We start from the raw sequence: 18,348 nt of genomic DNA, 5'->3' as shown, positions 1-18,348 counted from the left end.
CGCCCTCCATGCCCGCCAAGCCCTCCATGTCCGACACCTCAACCCCCCGCCTCACCGCCCGCCAAGCCATCGCCCTGCTGACCGAAGACTTCACCGAAGACTTCACCGAGGACTTCACCGCAGACCCAGCCGAAGACCTCACCACCCAAGACCCCACCACCCAAGGCCCCACCTACGACCCCGCCGAATCCCCCTCCCCCAGCCCGCATCCCAAACCCGACGGCCCCCTCGACTGGCAGGGTTACGGCGCTTCGCTGGCCCGGGCCGTCGAGCGCACCGGCGAGCAGGAGTCGGTGGTGTGCGGGCGGGCGGTGATCGGCGGGACGCGGGCGGTGGTGGTCTCGTTCGAGTTCGGCTTCCTCGGCGGCTCGCTCGGCACGCGTACCGGCGATCTGATCGAAGCGGCCCATGTGTACGCCCGCGCCCGCCGCCTCCCCGTGGTCTCGCTGATCGCGACGGGCGGCAGCCGGATGCAGGAGGGGATGCTCGCGCTCACCCAACTCCAGCGCGTGGCACGGCAGTCGGCGCTGACGTCGGATGCGGGCGTGCCGCAGCTGGCCGTGCTGCGCGACCCGACCACGGGCGGCGGCTGGGCGACCCTGGGGGCCGGCGCCGACATGATCGTGGCGCTGCCCGGCGCCCAGGTGGGGTTCGCCGGGTCGCGGGTACGGCCGGCCGACGCGGATCCGGCGGCGTACACGGCCGAGGCGCAGTTCGCGTCCGGGCATGTGGACGCGGTGGTACGGGGTGAGGACCTGCGCGCGGAGGTGTCGCTGCGGCTGCGGCTGCTGACCTCGCCCGGATCGGGACTGCCCGCGCCCGTGCCGCCGGCGCAGGGTGACATAAGGCTCCCGGAGTCCGGCTGGGACGCGGTCGAGGCGGCCCGCGCCCCCGGACGCCCGCGCGCGGAGGCCTACTTGGACGCGTACTTCACCGAGCGTACGGCCGTCTCGGGTGACCGCTGCGGCGGCCGCGACCCGGGCATGCTGTGCGGTTTCGGGCTGCACGAGGGGCGCACGATCGCGTACGCGGCGCAGTGCGGCACCGCGACCCGGCCGTCCGGTTACCGCACCGCGGCCCGTCTCATCCGGCTCGCCGGCCGGCTCGGTCTGCCGGTGCTGACTCTGGTCGACACCCCGGGGGCCGCGAACGACGCGGCGGCGGAGGCGGCCGGCGCGGGCCCTGCCATCGCCGAGCTGTTCACCGCGGTCGCCACGGCCCGCGTCCCGGTCACGACGCTGCTGATCGGCGAGGGCGGCTCGGGCGGTGCGCTGGCGCTCGCGGCGCCCGGCAACACCTGGGCCACACCGTCCAGTTACTTCTCCGTGATCGCGCCCGAGCCGGCCGCCGCGATCCTGAAGCGTCCGGCCGGCCTCGTGCGGCAGACGGCGGACGAACTGCGGCTCAGGCCACAGGACTTGGTGGATCTGGGTGTCGTACGAGGAGTGGTGGGCGGATGACGTCGGCGGCATCCCAGGATCAACTCGCCCGAACAAGGGAACAGTTGCTCCCCAGAACAGGTGATCGTCACGTATGCGTTTGCTTTTGTCCTATGTGACCAACGATGCTGACGGTACGCAAGCAACGGGCTGCAGACCGTAATTGCGCACTCCCCGGCTCGTGTCCCACGCAGCCGTGGATTCGTCCCGACTCAGCACAGTCACAAGGAGAACGTCCCACCATGAACGTCATCACCGACATCCTCGCCGGCCTCGCCCACTTCGTCGGCTGGCTCGTCTGACCCCGGGGTCCGACCCGAGGAGTCACGCACGGCGCCGTCTCCCCCGTCCCAGGGGAGGCGGCGCCTTCGTGTGCAACGGACAACAAGTGACGTCCAGTTGAGCCACAATGGGACCGGCCGATCACGAGTGCGGGGGCGCGGCATGGGCGAGTACCTGGAGTTCAGCACCGAGGACGGGACGATCGTCCCCGTGGATTTCGCCGCCGACGACGACGGTCAGCGTCTCGTCAGCGGCTCGGACGGCGCCGTACGGGCCACCCGTACCTTCGAAAGCTCGCTCGCCGGTGTCCGGTCGGCGGCCGAGGCGGCGCTCAGGACGTTCCAGGGCGGGTCGCTCAAGCCGGACTCGGTGGAGATCGAGTTCGGTGTGAAGCTCACGGCCGAGGCGGGTGCGCTGATCGCCAAGAGCGCGGTCGAGGGCCACCTCGTGGTCAAGCTGGCCTGGGCGCCCGGGCAGCAGGGCCAGGTGAGGGTCGGCGGGCCCCGGGTGGCGGAGGAGCCGGGGGCGGGCGGGGGGCCCCGGGGGGGCGCCCGCCGACGCCGTCGAGGGTGCGGCCACCGTCACCCCACCGCAACCGCCGGCGCCGCCCGCTCCCCCGACGCCCCCCACACCTCCCGCACCACAGCCATGAACGCGTCCTGGCAGGCCCGGATCCGCTGCGGCCGCGAGTTCGGTGCCGGGTTCCTGGTGACCGACCGGCATGTGCTGACCTGTGCGCACGTGGTGAGCGCCCACGCCACGGACGACGTCACCGTCACGTTCCCGCACCTGTCCCCCGACCTCTCGCCAAGCTCCTCGAGCACAAGCTCTTCGAGCACAAGCTCCTCGAGCAGCGGATACCCCATGCCCGCCGAGGTGGTCGCCCACGGCGGCTGGACCGGCGGAGTCAGCCCGGGTGATCTCGCCGTACTCGAACTGGCCGAGCCGGTAGGGCTGCGGCCCGCCGAGTTCGCCTCGCCCGCCGAGGCCTACGGTGATCCGCCGCCGCGGCTGCTCGCGTACGGCTTCCTCAAGCCGGACTCGGACGGCGTGCTCGCCGAGTACCGGGCCACCGGCGATCAGCGGATCACCCAGGAGTGGAACCAGCTGGAGGCTTGGGGCCCGGCCGGACAGACCCTCGACCACGGCTTCAGCGGCGCCGCACTGACCCTCGCGCACAGCGGCAAGGTGGTCGGCATGGTCTCCACCACGGGCGGCAAGGAGGTCCGCAACGGCCGGATGCTCCCCGCGCAGGTCATGGCCCACTACTGGCCGCGGCTCGGAGACCTCATTCCGACCGGGGAGTTCGCGGCGCGGGACAAGGAGCGGCTGCGCACCCTGATCGACGCGGTGGGCACGCAGAAGACCTGGCACACCGCGGGCTGCGCTCCGGACCGGCTGTACCGCGACGCGGTGGGTCCGCTTGCGTCGCCTCCGCTGCGGCGTCTGAAGTCCCTGTGGGACGTGGCCTGGTACCTGCTGAGCGAGTGCCAGGACACGGCGGCGATCGGCCGGTTCGCGACCCGGCTCGCCGACTACTGCGAGGACGCGGGCACGCGTACGGCGTTACGGGAACTGGGGCGCGCGGGCCGTCCCGCCGCCGCTCCCGCCGCGGGCGCCGGGCGGCCGGCCTGGTCGCCGGTCCTGGTGGAGATCGCGCCGAGCGGCTCGGGCGAGGACCGGTTCCTCGTGGAGGTCTCCGCGTACAACGGAGCCCATCGGCACATCATCGGCCAGCGCACCCTCACCACCCAGGAGGTGCGGCCCTACGTACTGGAGCGGATCGACGACGCGTACCGCGAAGTGGATCTGGACGGCAGGGAGTTGATCGCCTTCGTACTGCCGCGCAAGTGGCTGAACACGGATGTGGTGCACTGGCAGCGCAGCAAGGACGACCACAGTCCGCTGGGCTCGTTCGCGCCGGTCGTGGTGGTGGAACTGGAGCGGCGGCGCAGCGGAATGCTGCAGCACAAGCTGCGCCGCAAGTGGCAGGAGCTGGATCTGCGCGCCGACGCCCGGCTGCACCGCATCGGCTGCGGCGCACCGCCGGGCGACCCGGTGAGCCTGACCATCGGGCTGCGCCGCGGCGCGGATCTGCTGGGGCTCGGGGCGCCGCCCGGGCGGGTGCGCGAGGCGTTCAAGGCGGGGCTCAACGCGCCCGTGCCCGCCGTGATCTGGCCGCGCGGCGGCTGCGCGGGCGGGCCGCACGACGTGTGCGCGGGCAAGGAGTTCCTCGACCGGCTCGCGGAGCGGCTCGCCGGGCTGCCACCGGGCGAACTTCCCGATGTGGTCTACGAGTTGCGGCTCGAAGCCCTGGGCTCCGGCGCCGGTGCGCACTGGGCCCACGACCTCTCGCTCCTGTGGGAGGACCCGCGCGCGCTGCCCGAGACCGCACCCTTCCTGGACTCACCCGTCGGCTGAGCGGCCGCACCGCGAAAGGAACGGAGAACCATGTCCCTGTGGCCCGTCTTCACCGGCTCGAGCAAGCCGCACGACGGCATCGACCAGTTGCCCGCGCCACCGCCGTGGCGCGCGTTCGACGGCGGGCCCGCGCTCGCGACCCCCGCGGAGCACGAGGACGAGTCGGCGACGTCTCCCGACCGCCGGCACCGCGCACGTACGTATATCGCCACCGACGAGGCGGTCCAACTGGTCAACGCGGCCCTGTACTTGAGGCGACCGCTCCTCGTGACCGGTCCGCCCGGCAGCGGCAAGTCCTCGCTCGCGTACGCGGTGGCGCACGAACTCAGGCTGGGGCCGGTGCTGCGCTGGAACATCACCAGCCGGACGGTGCTGCACGACGGTCTTTACGCGTACGACCCGCTGTCACGGCTGTCCGGGGGGGGGCGGGGGGCGCCCGCGACGGCTCGGGGCGAGGGGGCGGGGGGTGGGCCGGCCGAGGTCGGAGCGGGTGGCGGGCCTGCCAGGGGCGGAGCGGGCGGCGAGGCGACCAAGGCCGGAGCGGGCGGCGGGCCGGCCAAGGCCGGAGCCGGCGATCTTGAGGACCATCTGCGCCTGGGCCCGCTCGGCACGGCGCTGCTGCCCTACCAGCGTCCGCGCGTGCTGCTCATCGACGAGATCGACAAGAGCGACCTGGATCTGCCCAACGACCTCCTGAACATCCTCGAGGAGGGCCAGTACGAGATCCCCGAACTGGTCCGTGCCACCCGCCACACCCCCTCGGCCTCCGTCCTCGTCGACGGCACGGACGAGCGGGTCACGGTGCGGCGCGGGAGGGTGCGCTGCCGGGCCTTCCCGTTCACGGTCCTGACGAGCAACGGTGAGCGCGAGTTCCCGCCGGCGTTCCTGCGCCGCTGCGTCCGTCTCGAACTGCACCAGCCGCGCGAGGCCCACCTGGAGAAGATCGTCCGCGCCCACCTGGGCGAACCGACCCCGTATGCCCAGGAGTTGATCGCCGGGTTCCTCGACCGCGGCTCGGCGGGTGAACTCGCCACGGACCAGCTGCTCAACGCGATCTACCTGACGGGGGCGGCCGGACTCGACGGTGCGTCGCGCGATGCGCTGGCCCAGCAGCTGATGCCGTATCTGAGCCGGGGGCATCAGGACGATGCGGGGTTCTGAGGGAGAGTTCGGCGGGGCGAGGGTGCCGGAAGGTCAGGGCGGCGTCCCGGAGCAGGGCGAGTCGGCGGGCCGGGAGGACGAATCCCCGGCCCAGGAAGGCGAGTCCGGCCCGGCCCGAGAAGGCGAGTCCGGCCCGGCCCGGGAAGGTGAGTCCGGCCCGGCCCGTAAGCCCGCCTCGGACGACGAGTCCGCCCTCCCACCCGCACCCGTACCCGAAGACGCCTCCGTCGCCCGCCTCGCCCGCGTGCTGGCCGAAGCGGGTGGCCACGAGGATGCCGATGCCGGACCGACCTCGGTCGAACTGGCCGAACTACTGTGGCTGGCACGGCAGATGAGTGCGCCGGAGCCGGCCCCGTCCACCCCGCCCCGCCCGCGGCCACGCACCCCGGACAAGGCAGCCCCCGGCCACGTGCTCCCGCCACCCGCGGACCACTCCCCGAAGCCCGAGCCACCGCCGCCCGCACCCCGCGTCCCCGTCCACCTCCCGGACCCCGCCCCCAGCCCCGAGCATCCACGCGAGACCCCGGCGGCCGACGACGGCACGTACACCACCCTGCTCGCCCCTGCGCCCCCGATGCTGCCCCGCCCGCTCACCCTCCAGCGCGCCCTGCGCCCCTTGAAGCGCCGCGTCCCCGCGCCCGCCGGTGTCGAGCTGGACGAGACGGCGACCGCCGAGCGCATCGCGCGCCTGGCCGCACCACCTCAGTGGTGGCTGCCGGTTCTGCGGCCCGCACAGGAGCGCTGGCTGCGGCTGCGGATCGTGTACGACGACGGCCCGACGATGCCGATCTGGCGGCCCTTGCTGCGCGAACTGTGCACGGTGTTCGGCCAGTCCGGCATCTTCCGCACCCTCGACGTCCACCGCCTGTCGGCTTCCGGAGCCGTGCGCGGCGCCGAAGGCACCCCGGCGGACGGCCGCACGGTCACCCTCGTCGTCAGCGACTGCATGGGCCCCCAGTGGCGTGACGGATCCGCGGGCCGACGCTGGTACGCCACCTTGAACCGCTGGGCATCGCGCCATCCGGTCGCGATCGTCCAGCCCCTGCCGGAACGCCTGTGGCGCACCACGGCGCTCCCCGCCACGCCCACCACCCTCTCCGCACCGTGGCCCGCCGCCCCCAACTCGGCGTACTCCACGGCCGATCCGGACGAAGAGTGCCTGATCGTCCCGGTCCTGGAGCCGTCCGCGTCTTGGCTCGCCAACTGGGCCGCGCTGGTGGCGGGCAGCGGCCCGGTCCCGGGAGCGGCGGCCGCCCTCGCGCCCGCCCCGCCACCCGCACCGCTCGACGAGGCGGGCCGCACCGACGTCCAGCGGCTCGGCCCCGAGGAGCTCCTCCTCCGCTTCCGCTCGATCGCCTCCCCCGAGGCGTTCCGTCTCGCCGGCCACCTGGCGGTGGGCCGCCCCCACCTCCCGTATATGCGCCTGGTCCAGGCCGCATTGGAGCCCCGCCCGCAGCCGGGACACCTGGCCGAGGTGATCCTGAGCGGGCTGCTGCGCGCGGTCCCGGGCGAGGCGGGCTCGTATGTCTTCCGCGAGGGCGTACGTGATCTGCTCCTCGGCACGCTGCCGCGCACCTCGCGGCTGCGGACCCGGGATCTGCTGGCGCGGCTCGGAGCGCCGATCGACGACCGGGCGGGGATCGTGGCCGGGGAGTTCCGGGTGGCGGTGCCGGGTGGGACGGAGCGCGGACCAGGCGGTGCGGAGGTCGCCACGGTGCGGGCGGAGAGCGTGGACCGGATGGGTGGGCCCGCCCAGGAGGCCGCACAGCCCGCGGGGCCTGCCCAGGAGGCCGCACAGCCCGCGGGGCCTGCCCAGGCGCCCGCACAGCCCGTGCACGAGGGCTTGTTCGGAGAGCGCTACGAGCTGGTGCGGCCGCTCGGCCACGGGGCGCGGCGCGTGTGGCTGGCGCGGGACGTCGAGACGCGTCAGCCGGTGGCGCTCCAGCGTTTCCGCGGCATACGCCAGGACAGCGTGCGGGGCCGCGCGTTCGAGCAGCGGGCGCGCAGCCTTGCCACGGTGCGCCACCCTCATGTGGTCACGGTCCTCGACCACGGATTCGACGGGGACTCGGCGTACATCGCCATGGAGTACCTGGAGGGGATCAGCCTGGATGACCTGCTGCGCGGAGCAGGGACACAGGTGAGCATTCCGTTCTGGCTGACCGCCTTGGTCGCGCGGCAGACCGCGCACGGGCTGGCCGCCGCCCACCGGCAGTCCCTGTCCCATGGCCCGCTCAAGGTCCAGGACATCCTGATCGGCCACGACGGAGCCGTGCGGATCGCCGGCTTCATGGACAGCGACACCTCGCACTCCCCGGCGGCGGACGGGGCCGAACTGGACGCCATGCTGCGCCACTTCTTCGCCCCTGACCTGTCCGAACCAGGACGCCTTCGGGACTGGCGGCGTCTGGCCGGGCTCCCCCTCACCGGCGCGCGGGACACCTCGCGCACCGGCGGGACCCTGGATCTGCTCACCTCCCGTGACTTCGATCCGATCGAAGCCGCCGCCGTCGACCAGCTCCCCCGCTTCCACCTGCTCGGTCCTCAGCTCTGCGCGGGCGGTGAGCGACTGTCGGCGCAGGCCAGGGCGATGCTCGCCATGCTGCTGCTGCTCCAGGGCCGGAGCATCCCCTTGTCCGAGATCGCCGCGGGTATCGGCGAACCGGCTGTCGCCGGGCCTGTCGAACGAGCCGCCGCGGAACTGCGCCAGGTGCTCGGCCCGGGCCTGCTCGCCCGGACCCCTGACGGCTTCGCCGTGCACGCCACCGCTCTGCAGATCGATGCGGCGCGGGTCGACATCCACGTACGCAACGCCGGTATGTACCGGCAGACCGGCGCCATCGACGAGGCGCGTCAGCACCTTCGGGAAGCACTCGGCCTCTGGCGGGGCGAGCCCCTCGACGGCATCCCCGGACCGGCGGCCAAGCGCGCCCGCTCCCGCCTCAACGCCCTCCGCCTGTCGCTCCATCGGGGCGTCGCCGACTACGAACTGGAGCTCGGCGAGTACGACCAGGCCGCAGCCCACCTGACGGACCTCGTGAACCGCTACCCCGACGACGAGGAGTTCCGCCGCCTCCACATGGTCGCGCTGCGGCATCTCGGCCGCATCAGGGAGGCGATCGAGTCGTACGAGCGCTACCGCGAGCGCTTCGACGAGACGAACCCCGCCCCGGAGCTCGCCGCGCTCCACGACGAGCTGTACCGCGACCTGCTCGGCGCCCAAAAGCGCGGCCGGTCCGCCGTCGTCTTCGAGTTCCTCGCCGACTCCCCCGATGCCAACGACCGGGCCCAGGACCTCATCGGCCGCTTCGTCAGCGAGCTGCTCGCCCGCGACCTGCTCGACCCCGACGGCCACGAACTGCTCGCCCGTACGAACGGCTATCTGGTCCTCACCGATCCGGGCGTCTCCGTCCTGCCGCTGCTCCCGGCCGTACTGAGCGAACTCCACACGGTCCGCGGCCACTTGCCGCCCCGGGTGAGCCTGCGCGTGATGTTCTGGCACAACGCGGAACCGATCGGCCACAAGGCCCCCGCCTCCCTGCGCCACGAGATCGGCCCCGACCCGGGGGACGCCCTGGTGATCCTCTCGCCGCCCCTGTACGAGGAGGCGATGAGCGGCACCATCCCGCTCCTGCCGCGCAGCTTCAGCCCGCTCGCGCCACAGGGCGAGGTGGTCGCGTACGTCCACCGGCTGTCGGCCGGTCCTGCCCCGGCCGGCACGGAGGAGAGGCTGACCGTCGAGCGGCACCTCACGAGCGCGGAGGCCCGTTACCGCGATCTGGTCCGCGGCCCGGAGGCCGGTCGACGCGATCTGGTCCGCGGCCCGTTCCCGATCCTCGACCACGACGTGGCACCGCAGGTGAACGCCGCGACCACTGCCGTGGTGTACGAAGTACCGGAGGAGGACGAGTTCGGCGTCGAGGACGACCGGTACACGGACGTCACGACGCGCTACTACGAGGTCGACCTCACCCTGGCGCGCGAGTGGCGCGAACTGCCGCTCCCCAGCGCGGAGTCCATGCCGTTCACGGCCTCGGTGGAGCTCTCCTGGCACGTGACGGACCCACGGGCTTTCGTCGAGGCCGACGTGACCTCCGTGGCGACCCCTTCGTTCGACCACCTGTCCCGCCTGCTGGCCCGCATCACCCGGCGCTACACCCTTGGCCGCCTGGGCGCAGCCCAACAGGCCGTACAGGATGCGCACTTCGACCCGTGGCCGGTCCCCGGGCTGACAGTCGCCGCTTCCGTCCGCCTGTCGGCCACTTTGCCCGGGGCGCCACCACCGCAGAGCGTCCAGCCCATCCCGCAGTCGGGCCCGGCCGCCCAGCCCATCCCACCGTCGGGCCCGGCCGCCCAGCCTCCGGTCGACCCGTCCGCCTACGAAGCGGCAGCCCGGCCCGCACCGTCCCAGGCGCCGGTGCCTCCGACCGAGGTGCCCGCCGATCCGCCGGAGGAGGAACGGCAGGGACTCCTCAGGCGATTGCTGCGCCGAATGTCCGCACTGCCCGGGGAGCCCCCGGAAGCCACCCAGGCCGCGGAGGCGGAGGCGGCGGAGCCCACTGAGACAGCGCAGGCGCAGGCGCCGACGGAACCCACGGAGGCCGGCTCGGCGAACGTCGCACAGCAAGCAGCACAACAGGCCATGTGGTCGGCAGAGGAAGCCGCACGGGCGCACCGGCTGTTCGCCGACCAGAAGCGTCGGGAAGATGCCGCCCGCGAAGAGGGCCGACGATCCCCCACCCGGCCGCCCTCAAGGTCCCCCGTCACGGAAGCCCTGTCCACCGCCCGCACCGTTCTCCTCGGATTCGACGGGCCCGTCGTCCGGTTGTACGCCCAGCACACCGCCACCTCCGTCAGCCGTGAACTCGCCCGCAATATCGCCGATTTGCGCCATCCCGACGAAGCCCTGCGCGGCGACCGCCTTCTCAAGGGCACCCCCATCAACCCGTCCGAGGGCTACGCCCACCCGTACGACCTGCTCCGGGCCATCGCCCACCACCGCCTGGCCGCTCCGACGGCCGAACGGCTCACCCAGATCGAGCTGCGGATGGTGACGTCCAGCTTCCCGACCGCGTACGCCGATCCGCTGATCCGCACCCTGCACGCCCAGGGCCGGACGGTCGGCATCGTGACGGATGCGGACCCGGTCGTCGTCTCCACCTATCTGGACTCCCGCGGCCTGGGCGGCCGGCTGCGCGGGGGGATCCACGGCCGCGCCACCGATCTCACCCGCCTGATGCCCCACCCCGACTGCCTGCGCCGCGCCCTCGCCGCCGCCGACTGCGCACCGAACGACGCCCTCCTGATCACGTCGACGGTCGCGGAACTCGAAGCGGCCGAAACCCTGGGCATCACCACCATCGGCTATGCCGATGGCGCCCGCGCCCGGGTCCACCTGGAAGCAGCCGGCTGCTACACCACCATCACCGACCTGCACCCCCTCCTCGACGCCGCGCGGGAGACACCCCCACCCCGGAGGTGATCCGGCCGCGGAAGCAGCACTCCTGCGCCACCGGCGCCCTCGCGTCGTACCGCACGAAATGCCGCCACCGCACCGCGAGCAAGTCGCCGAGGCGTGGGCCGCCCGCGACCACCACGATGAAGACACCCTGAAGGCGGCCGACACGATCGCCTGGCACTTGCAGTGCGGTCATCGCCCGGCCGGTCCAGGAGACGGTGTTGCCGATCCACAGGCGCCGGTAGTCGGCGGAGGTGCGCAGCGGGATGATGTCGGCGAGGATACGCACCCGGCGACGCGCGGCCCGAGCGGGTGTTCCTCCGCTGCGCTGTCGACGGGACGGCTCTTGCCGTCGGAGGGGGCCCTGGTCACAGGGGATGGCAACCCCCGCCGCCTCGAGCACCCCCTACACCAGGTCCACCCGTCCGGCCTCTCCCCGCCCGGCCCACCACAACGCGCGGCCCGTCCCCGCCCCCCGCACGATGCGAAAGGGACCGCCGGCCGGCGGCCCTTCACGGTCTGTGCCTCGGGAGGAATTCGCCATGACCGTCAGCCTGGAGCAGCTGCGTCGCTGCCATATCGCCGTCGACCTCGGCGCCGCGCGGACGCGGGTCTTCGTCAAGGGGGCGGGGCTCGTCGTGGACGAGCCGAGCGTGTGCGCCGTCAACACCCGTACGGGAGCGCTGATCGCGGTCGGCGAGTTCGCCGAGCGGATGACGGGCCGCACCCCCGCGTACATCCGTGTGGTCCGTCCGGTCTCCGGCGGCACCGTCGTGGACATCGAGATGTGCCGGCGGATGCTGGGCCACCTCCTGGACGACAAGCTCCGCCGCACCCTGCGCCGCAAGCCCCGGCTGCGCGCCGCGGCCTGTGTCCCGCACGACGCCGATCCGCTCGCGCAGCGCGCGGCCACCGAGACGCTGATCGGGCTCGGTGCGCGCCGGGTCGAGCTGGTGGACACGCTGATCGCCGCGGCGGTCGGCTGCGGGCTTCCGGTGGAGCGCCCCGAAGCCACGATGATCATCGTCTGCGGTGCGGCGACCACCCAGGTCGCGGTCCTCTCGATGGGTGCGATCGTGACGGCCGACCGGATCGCGGTGGGCGGTGACGCGATCGACCACGCGGTGGTCCAGCATCTGCGCCAGCAGCACGAGTTGATGCTGCCGAGCCAGTCCGTACGCCCGCTGCAGCTGGCCCTCAGCGGCAACGGCCTGACCCCGCACGGCCCCGAGTCCACCGAGATCCACGGCCGTGACGTGGCCACGGGCCTGGCCCGCTCGGTGCAGGTGCAGACGGCTGCCGTACGCGACGCCATCCACACCCCGCTGACCGCCGTGCTCGACGGCATCGGCCGGGTCCTTCGCGACTGCCCGCCGGATCTGGTGGCCGACCTCGCGGACCGCGGGATCATGATGGTCGGCGGCAGCGCCCGCCTGCCGGGCCTGGACCAGATGCTGCGCGATGCGACCGGGATGCCGGTGCACATCGCCGAACGCCCCGACGTCTGCGCGATCCTCGGCCTCGGCGCGATGCTCGAGGGCCGTATCGAGCCGATGCAGCTCAACCCGCTCGCGGACTGACTCCCCGCAGCCCGGACAGTCCCCGCCCACCCGGGGGCCGAAGCCCTTTTCAGGCTATCGGCCCCCACTGACAACACCCCCACTTACAACGACCCCCTCTGCCAACAACCCCCTCTGCCAACGACCCCCGAGTCACCCTGGAGGCGCCCACCGTGTCGCAGTCCGTGCAGCTCATCGGCGCCCTGCTCGTGCTGGCGTCCTGCCTGCCCGCACGCATGGCCCGAATCGAGCCGGGAGCGACCGTGCGGCTCTGGCTGCGGTTCGTGGGGGCTTCGCTGGCCCGGGGGGCCGCGTGCCCCGAGCAGCGGGGGGGTTTTCTGCTGCCCGCCGGTGCCTGTGCGCTCTACGCGCTCGTCGGTCTGGTGGACTGGGCCCGCGGCCGCCCTTCGGCCGGCCGCGAACCCGCCTGACCTGCGGCGGGCGAGCGACCAGGAGGGTACGGGGATGAGCGACGACAGTGTCGGTACGGGGAGCGGCGAGGACACCGCCGAAGGGCCGGCCGATAACGAGCCGGCCGACGACGGGACCGGCACGGCCGTCCACGAAGGCGAAGGCCAGGGCGAAGGCGAGGGCGAGGGCGAAGGCGAGCGCTCCCTGAGCGCCCCGGTCGAACCCCTTCTGGAAGCGGTCCTGAGCGTAGGCGCCGACCTCGAACTGCGCTCCACGCTGCAGCACATCGTGGACGCGGCCACCCGTATCACCGACGCCGGGTACGGCGCCCTGGGCGTGGTCGACCCCGAACAGGCCCGCCTGACCGAGCTGTTCACCACCGGGATGGACGACGGGACCCGCGAGCGGATCGGCCGGCTCCCCTGCGGTGAACGCGGTGTGCTCGGCGCCTTGATCAAGGAGCCGCGGCCGCTGCGTCTCGACGATCTCACCCAGGATCCGCAGTCCTGCGGCATGCCGCCCGGCCATCCGCCGATGCACAGCTTCCTGGGCGTCCCGATCCTGGTCCAGGGCGAGGTGTTCGGGAATCTCTATCTCGCCGAGAAGCGCGGCGGCCCCTTCACGCTCGGCGACGAGCAGGCGCTGCGGATCCTCGCCGCGCAGGCCGGTATCGCGATCGGCAACGCCCGCCTGTACGAGAACGCCCGGCAGCGTGAGCGCTGGATCGCGGGCTCGGCCACCGTGACGACCGCGCTGCTCGGCGGTGATGCTCCGGACGACGCCCTGATGGTGGTGGCCGAGGAGGCACGCAAGCTCGCGGACGCCGTGGCCGGAGTGATCCTGCAGCCCACGCCGGACGGCGGCATGGAGATCGTCACGGCGTCCACGCACGAGGACCCGGGCGACCTGGTCGGCACGGTGATCCACCCGGGCAGCACGGTGCTCGCCCAACTCCTCGGCGGCGAGCCGGTGTTCGTCGAGGATTCGGCCACCGACCCGCGGATGACCACCGAGGTCCGCAGGCTGTTCGGCCCGAGCATGCTGCTCCCGCTGCAGAGCGACGGCCTCCTCATCGGCACGCTCGCCCTCCCCCGCGCCCGCGGGGCCCGCCGCTACTCGGCCCTGGAGCGGCTGCTCGCGGCCCAGTTCGCCCACCAGGCCGCGCTCGCCCTGGTGCTCGCCGAGGCGCGCGTCAGCCGTGAACGTCTTGCCGTCTTCGAGGACCGCGACCGTATCGCCCGCGATCTGCACGATCTGGTCATCCAGCGGCTCTTCGCGACCGGGATGATGCTGGAATCCGCCCAGCGCAGGTCCCGCGTCGACGATGTGCAGGGCACCATCGGCAAGGCGGTGGACGAGCTGGAGTCCACCATCCAGGAAGTACGCACCGCGATCTTCGCCCTCCAGCAGCCGCCCGCGGACGCCCCGACCACGTTCCGCGGCAAGGTGCTCCGCGAGGCGGCCGGCGCCGCGGCCGCGACGGGCGTCACGCCCTCGACGCACTTCAACGGCCCGGTCGACGCCGCTCTCGGCGAGCCCACGGGCACGCAGCTCCTGACGGCGCTGCGCCGCGCCCTGGCCGCGGCGTCCCGGCGCACCGCGATCTCCCGTATCGAGATCACGGTCGACTGCGCGACCGAACTCCCGGACGGACGCGCGGCCGTACGCCTGACGGTGTCCGACGACGGTCGCGCCGAGGACGGCACGTCCCCCACGACGGTGACCTGGCAGGCACCGCTGTAGCCGCGGGCTTCGGCGCCCGGGCCCACCCGCTTCCTGGCCCTATGCCGTCGGCTGGCCCGACTTGCCCTGCACCACCAGGCCCAACTGGTGCGCGATCAGGGCGGCTTGGGTCCGGTTCTCCACCTTCAGTTCGGTCAGCAGCCGGGAGACATAGGCCTTTACGGTGCCCTCCGCCATGAACAGCTCGCTGCTGATCCGGGCGTTGCTCGCGCCGCTGCCCAGGAGCGCGAGCACGTCCCGTTCCCTGCCGTTCAGGGTGCTGACGCGCTGTCGGGCCTGCCAGATCTCCGGATCGGCCTTGTCGACGGTCCGCCGGATCAGCATGCGCATGATCTCGGGGGCCACCACCGGGTCGCCCTCGGCGACCGCGAGCACCGAGCGGATCAGGTCGCCGGTGCGGGCGCTCTTGAGGATGAACCCGTCGGCGCCGGCCTGGAACGCGGCGACACAGCTCTCCTCGTCACCGATCGCGGTGAGCATCAGGATCCTGGGCCGGGGCGAGAGGTCCTGCAGCCGCCGGACCGCGGTGATGCCGGACACCTTGGGCATGTTGACGTCCATGAGGACGACGTCGGGGCGCACCCGGGCGCAGACCGAGACCGCCTCCGCGCCGTCCGCGGCCTGGCCGACGACCACGATGTCGTCGGTCGCCTCGAGCAGGGCCTTGACTCCCTCTCTGACCTGCGGTTCGTCATCCACCAGCACTACGTCGACCGGCATTGCGCACTCCCTGTGCCTCATCGGTATCTCCATGCTCACCGGGTGCCTGATCGGCCGCACCTCGGCTCCGGTCCGTGACCGCCGTCAGCGGCAGCTCGGCCCGTAGTTCGTACTCGCCCTCGGCGGTGAGCCCGCAGGTCAGCTCGCCGCCCTGATGCGAGGCCAGCTCCATGAGTCCGGCCAGACCGTGCCCGCCCCGCGGCAGGGGCGGGGTCCCCGCGAGCCCGGTACGGGCGCAGGCGTTGCGGACGCTGACGCGCATCCGCGCCTCGTCCCGCTCCAGCGTCACGGTCACCGGGGCGCCCGGCGCGTGTTTGACGGCGTTGGTCAGGCCCTCGAGGACGACCCGGTAGCAGAGCTCGTCCACCGCGCACGGCACGGCCGGGGCCGGCACGCATCCGTGTTCCACCAGCCGCACGTCGACGCCGTGTCTGCGCGTCCGCTCGACGAGCTGCGCGACATGGTGACCGGGCTGCGTCTGGTCGACGGGCTCGCCCGGCTCCTTGAGCGCCTGCACGATCTCGTGCAGCCGGCCGATGGCCTCCCGGGCCAGTTCGGCGAGGCCTTCGGCCGCGGTCCGGGTGGCCTGGTCGGGTGCTTTGGCCGCGAGCAGATTCGCCTGCAGCGCCATCAGCGTCACTTCGTGCCCGATGTGGTCATGGGCGTCGCGGGCCACTCTGCGGCGTTCCTTCGCCGCCTTCCGCTCGGCCTCACGCAGCGTCTCGCGCCGTACGTCCTCGTACCGCATCTGGGCGCGCAGGGAGGCAAGGAGTTCGCTGACCCGGTAGTTGCGTACGACGATGCCCGCCGCCGCCGGAGCGACCACCTCGAGGGTGGAGGCCCGGATCGTCAGGAGCACCATCTCCCAGTCGTCGAACGGTGCGTAGCGGATGTCGACGTAGGCGAAGAAGGCCTCACGTACCAGGAAGGCCACGGCCACCCAGCAGAGCGTGGTGCGCAGGGTGCGGTAGCGCCCCACCGCGTAGAGGGCGAAGGCCACGAGGATGTCGGCGTGCGCCAGGAACAGGACCGCGAAGCCCGCGAGCAGCGGAACCTCGGGCCGGCGGCGGCGCACCAACAGGAACAGCGAGCCGGCCGCCGACACCAGGAGGGGCCAGCTCCACAGCGGAGTCCAGTCCACCCAGGGCCGGATCAGCGTGTTGGGCAGGCTGATGAGGAAGGCGAGCGCCACGGCCGCCCAGTCCCCGCCACGGCCCCCGAATCGTCGCCTCTGCATGCCCCGACCATGCCCTGACCTGCGGTTTCCAGGACTGGGACACGCGGGTGCGGCGCCCTGGGACCCACTGGATGCGTCACGTACTTCCCGCAGCTCGCGGCATACGGGCGATACGGCGCTCAGCGCAGCCGCACCGCGAGAATGGCCACGTCATCGGGGCCGACTCCGTCGTCAAGACAGTCGCGCATCAGCCGGGCGCACAGCTCGCCCACTTCGGTGGGGGCCGCGAGCGCGGACTGCCGCAGCCGCTCGAGACCGACGCCGAGTTCCTCGCCGCGGCGCTCCACCAGGCCGTCCGTGTAGAGGATCAGCAGGCTGCCCGGGGCCAGATCGACCGCCTCCTGCTCCGCCGACCAGTCGTCCACGACCCCGAGCGGCACCCCTTGTCCGGCGCGCAGGAAGCGTGCCCCTTCGCCGTCCACGAGCAGCGGCGGGCAGTGGCCGGCCGAGGCGAGGACCGCGCGGCGCGCGGCCGGATCGATATGGGCGTAGAGGACGGTCGCCATGTCGGTGAGGCTCATGTCGACGGTCAGGGCGTTGAGGTCCGTCAGGACCGCGGCCGGGTCCTGCCCCTCGACCAGCGCGTAGCTGCGCAACGCGGTCCGCATCTGCCCCATGGCGGCGGCGGCGCCGAGCCCCTTGCCCATCACGTCGCCGAGTGCGAGCCCCGCGGTGCCGTCGTCGAACGCCACCACGTCGTACCAGTCGCCGCCGGCCTGCATGCCCTGGGCGCCGGGCAGACTGCAGGCCGCGATCTGCAGCCCGGGCACGTCCGGGAGGCGGGGGGCCAGCATGCTCTGCTGGAGCGTGCTCGCGATGGTGTGTTCGCGCTCGTAGAGATGGTTGTTCTCGGCGATCTGACCGGCGAATCTGCAGTACGTCTCGGTGAGTTGGCGCTGGCGCGAGGTCGGCCTGCCCGCCTGCGCGAACGCCCAGGCGACCGCGGCCACGGGTTTGCCGCCGGCGCCGGGCAGCGCCAGCGCGTACAGCGCGCGGAACCCGGTGCTGAGGGCGAGGTCACGCAGTTCCTGGCCGATCGAGGGGTGGCTCAGGACGTCCTCGATGATGGTGCTGCCGCCCTCGGACAGGATGTCCGCGACCAGGAGGTGCTGGGGTCCGATCTCCTGCAGCGCCTGATGCATTTCGGGCTTGCCTGGCGGTACCCCGTGGACCGCACGGGTCCGCATCTGCCCCTGCTCGTCAAGGACGCGGGCCACTCCGAATTCGGCGTGCAGAAGCTGGGCGCCTTCCGCGAGTACACGCGCCAGGGTGTCCTCGAGGGAGGCGCCCTCGGTCAGTTCCTCGGTCAGCCGGTGCACCCAGGTCAGATCGTCCAGCTGCTGGCCGAGCCGGCGGTTGGCCTCGTCCAGTTCCAGGGCGGCGTGCCGGCGGCTGGAGATGTCATGGACGTACGCGACCGCGACCGGGCCCCGGCGAGGACAGTCCAGCGGAGTGGTGGTGATGTCCATCCAGCGCACCGGCTCGCCAGGCACCCGGTACTGCAGCTCGGCGCTGGCCGGGCGGCGGGTGCGCAGCGTGATCCCGAGCGGCGAATCCTCGAACGCGAGGGGCTCGCCGTTGCGGTCGAAGATCGCCGTCGAGGCGGCGTAGAGCTCGCCGGGCCCGGTCGCCACCCGGGCGCCGAATATGTCGCCGAGCCTGGCGTTCGCGTACAGGGCGGTCCCGCCCCGCAGGGCGGAGGCGATGAGGATGCCGTGCGGGGCGCCCTCCATGATCTGAAGGATGGGGGTGTCGTCCAGCTCCCGCTCGTGCGGCCGCTCCGGCAGCTCGTGCAGTTCGTGCAGTTCGTGCTCGTGCAGCTCGTGAGCAATGCGCGTGGTGGCAGCCGGCACAACATCTCCTTCATACCTAAAAGGTCACTTTCCGGACATTTAGACCATAAAGCATGAGGCACCG

11 protein-coding genes are annotated in these 18,348 nt (G+C 72.8%); 7 read left to right on the top strand and 4 right to left on the bottom strand.

Going from position 1 to position 18,348, the window contains the following annotated elements; translation table 11 throughout:
• Positions 1–26: 26 nt before the first annotated feature.
• The 4 genes from JAO81_RS18395 (at position 27) to JAO81_RS18375 (ending at position 10,785) form a co-directional block, all read left to right on the top strand.
• Positions 27–1,460 carry a carboxyl transferase domain-containing protein gene (locus JAO81_RS18395; RefSeq protein ID WP_199548987.1) on the top strand — a complete coding sequence of 478 codons (1,434 nt, stop codon included), beginning with the start codon at positions 27–29 and terminating at the stop codon, positions 1,458–1,460.
• A 423-nt stretch (positions 1,461–1,883) separates the two neighbouring features.
• Positions 1,884–4,142 carry a CU044_2847 family protein gene (locus tag JAO81_RS18385; protein ID WP_267913041.1) on the top strand — a complete coding sequence of 753 codons (2,259 nt, stop codon included), beginning with the start codon at positions 1,884–1,886 and terminating at the stop codon, positions 4,140–4,142.
• 30 nt (positions 4,143–4,172) lie between these two features.
• Positions 4,173–5,303, top strand: a complete 1,131-nt coding sequence (locus JAO81_RS18380; protein WP_199548948.1) for a MoxR family ATPase — start codon at positions 4,173–4,175, stop codon at positions 5,301–5,303.
• A gap of 22 nt (positions 5,304–5,325) precedes the next feature.
• Positions 5,326–10,785, top strand: a complete 5,460-nt coding sequence (locus JAO81_RS18375) for an SAV_2336 N-terminal domain-related protein (protein ID WP_199548947.1) — start codon at positions 5,326–5,328, stop codon at positions 10,783–10,785.
• On the opposite strand, the gene JAO81_RS43975 is transcribed toward JAO81_RS18375, so the two are convergent.
• Positions 10,727–11,050, bottom strand: coding sequence for a hypothetical protein (locus JAO81_RS43975; RefSeq protein ID WP_374194313.1), 324 nt, complete (start codon positions 11,048–11,050; stop codon positions 10,727–10,729). The genes JAO81_RS18375 and JAO81_RS43975 overlap by 59 nt on opposite strands.
• Before the next feature lie 253 nt (positions 11,051–11,303).
• Between JAO81_RS43975 and JAO81_RS18365 the strand changes: the two genes are divergently transcribed.
• From JAO81_RS18365 to JAO81_RS18355, 3 genes are all read left to right on the top strand, one after another.
• Complete coding sequence (locus JAO81_RS18365) at positions 11,304–12,341, top strand: rod shape-determining protein (RefSeq protein ID WP_199548946.1); 1,038 nt, start codon at positions 11,304–11,306, stop codon at positions 12,339–12,341.
• 152 nt (positions 12,342–12,493) lie between these two features.
• Complete coding sequence (locus JAO81_RS18360; RefSeq protein ID WP_199548945.1) at positions 12,494–12,751, top strand: hypothetical protein; 258 nt, start codon at positions 12,494–12,496, stop codon at positions 12,749–12,751.
• 34 nt (positions 12,752–12,785) lie between these two features.
• Positions 12,786–14,474 carry a GAF domain-containing protein gene (locus tag JAO81_RS18355; RefSeq protein ID WP_199548944.1) on the top strand — a complete coding sequence of 563 codons (1,689 nt, stop codon included), beginning with the start codon at positions 12,786–12,788 and terminating at the stop codon, positions 14,472–14,474.
• A 39-nt stretch (positions 14,475–14,513) separates the two neighbouring features.
• Here JAO81_RS18355 and JAO81_RS18350 read toward each other — a convergent pair whose 3' ends face one another.
• The 3 genes from JAO81_RS18350 to JAO81_RS43695 all read right to left on the bottom strand — a co-directional run bounded on the left by JAO81_RS18350 (position 14,514) and on the right by JAO81_RS43695 (position 18,284).
• Positions 14,514–15,194 carry a response regulator transcription factor gene (locus JAO81_RS18350; RefSeq protein ID WP_199548943.1) on the bottom strand — a complete coding sequence of 227 codons (681 nt, stop codon included), beginning with the start codon at positions 15,192–15,194 and terminating at the stop codon, positions 14,514–14,516.
• Positions 15,166–16,431 (bottom strand): sensor histidine kinase, encoded by a 1,266-nt coding sequence (locus tag JAO81_RS18345; protein ID WP_199548942.1) that lies wholly within the window; start codon positions 16,429–16,431, stop codon positions 15,166–15,168. Before JAO81_RS18345 ends, JAO81_RS18350 begins: the two co-directional genes overlap by 29 nt.
• Before the next feature lie 119 nt (positions 16,432–16,550).
• The gene (locus JAO81_RS43695; RefSeq protein WP_199548941.1) at positions 16,551–18,284 is read right to left on the bottom strand and encodes a PP2C family protein-serine/threonine phosphatase; all 1,734 of its coding nucleotides are present in this window, start codon (positions 18,282–18,284) and stop codon (positions 16,551–16,553) included.
• Between the last annotated feature and the right edge of the window lie 64 nt (positions 18,285–18,348).

The sequence above is a fragment of the Streptomyces sp. N35 genome (genome assembly GCF_016464295.1).
Classification (GTDB): domain Bacteria; phylum Actinomycetota; class Actinomycetes; order Streptomycetales; family Streptomycetaceae; genus Streptomyces.
The sequence above is the reverse complement of the archived record's forward strand: the minus strand, read 5'-3'. Positions and strand labels throughout refer to the sequence as shown.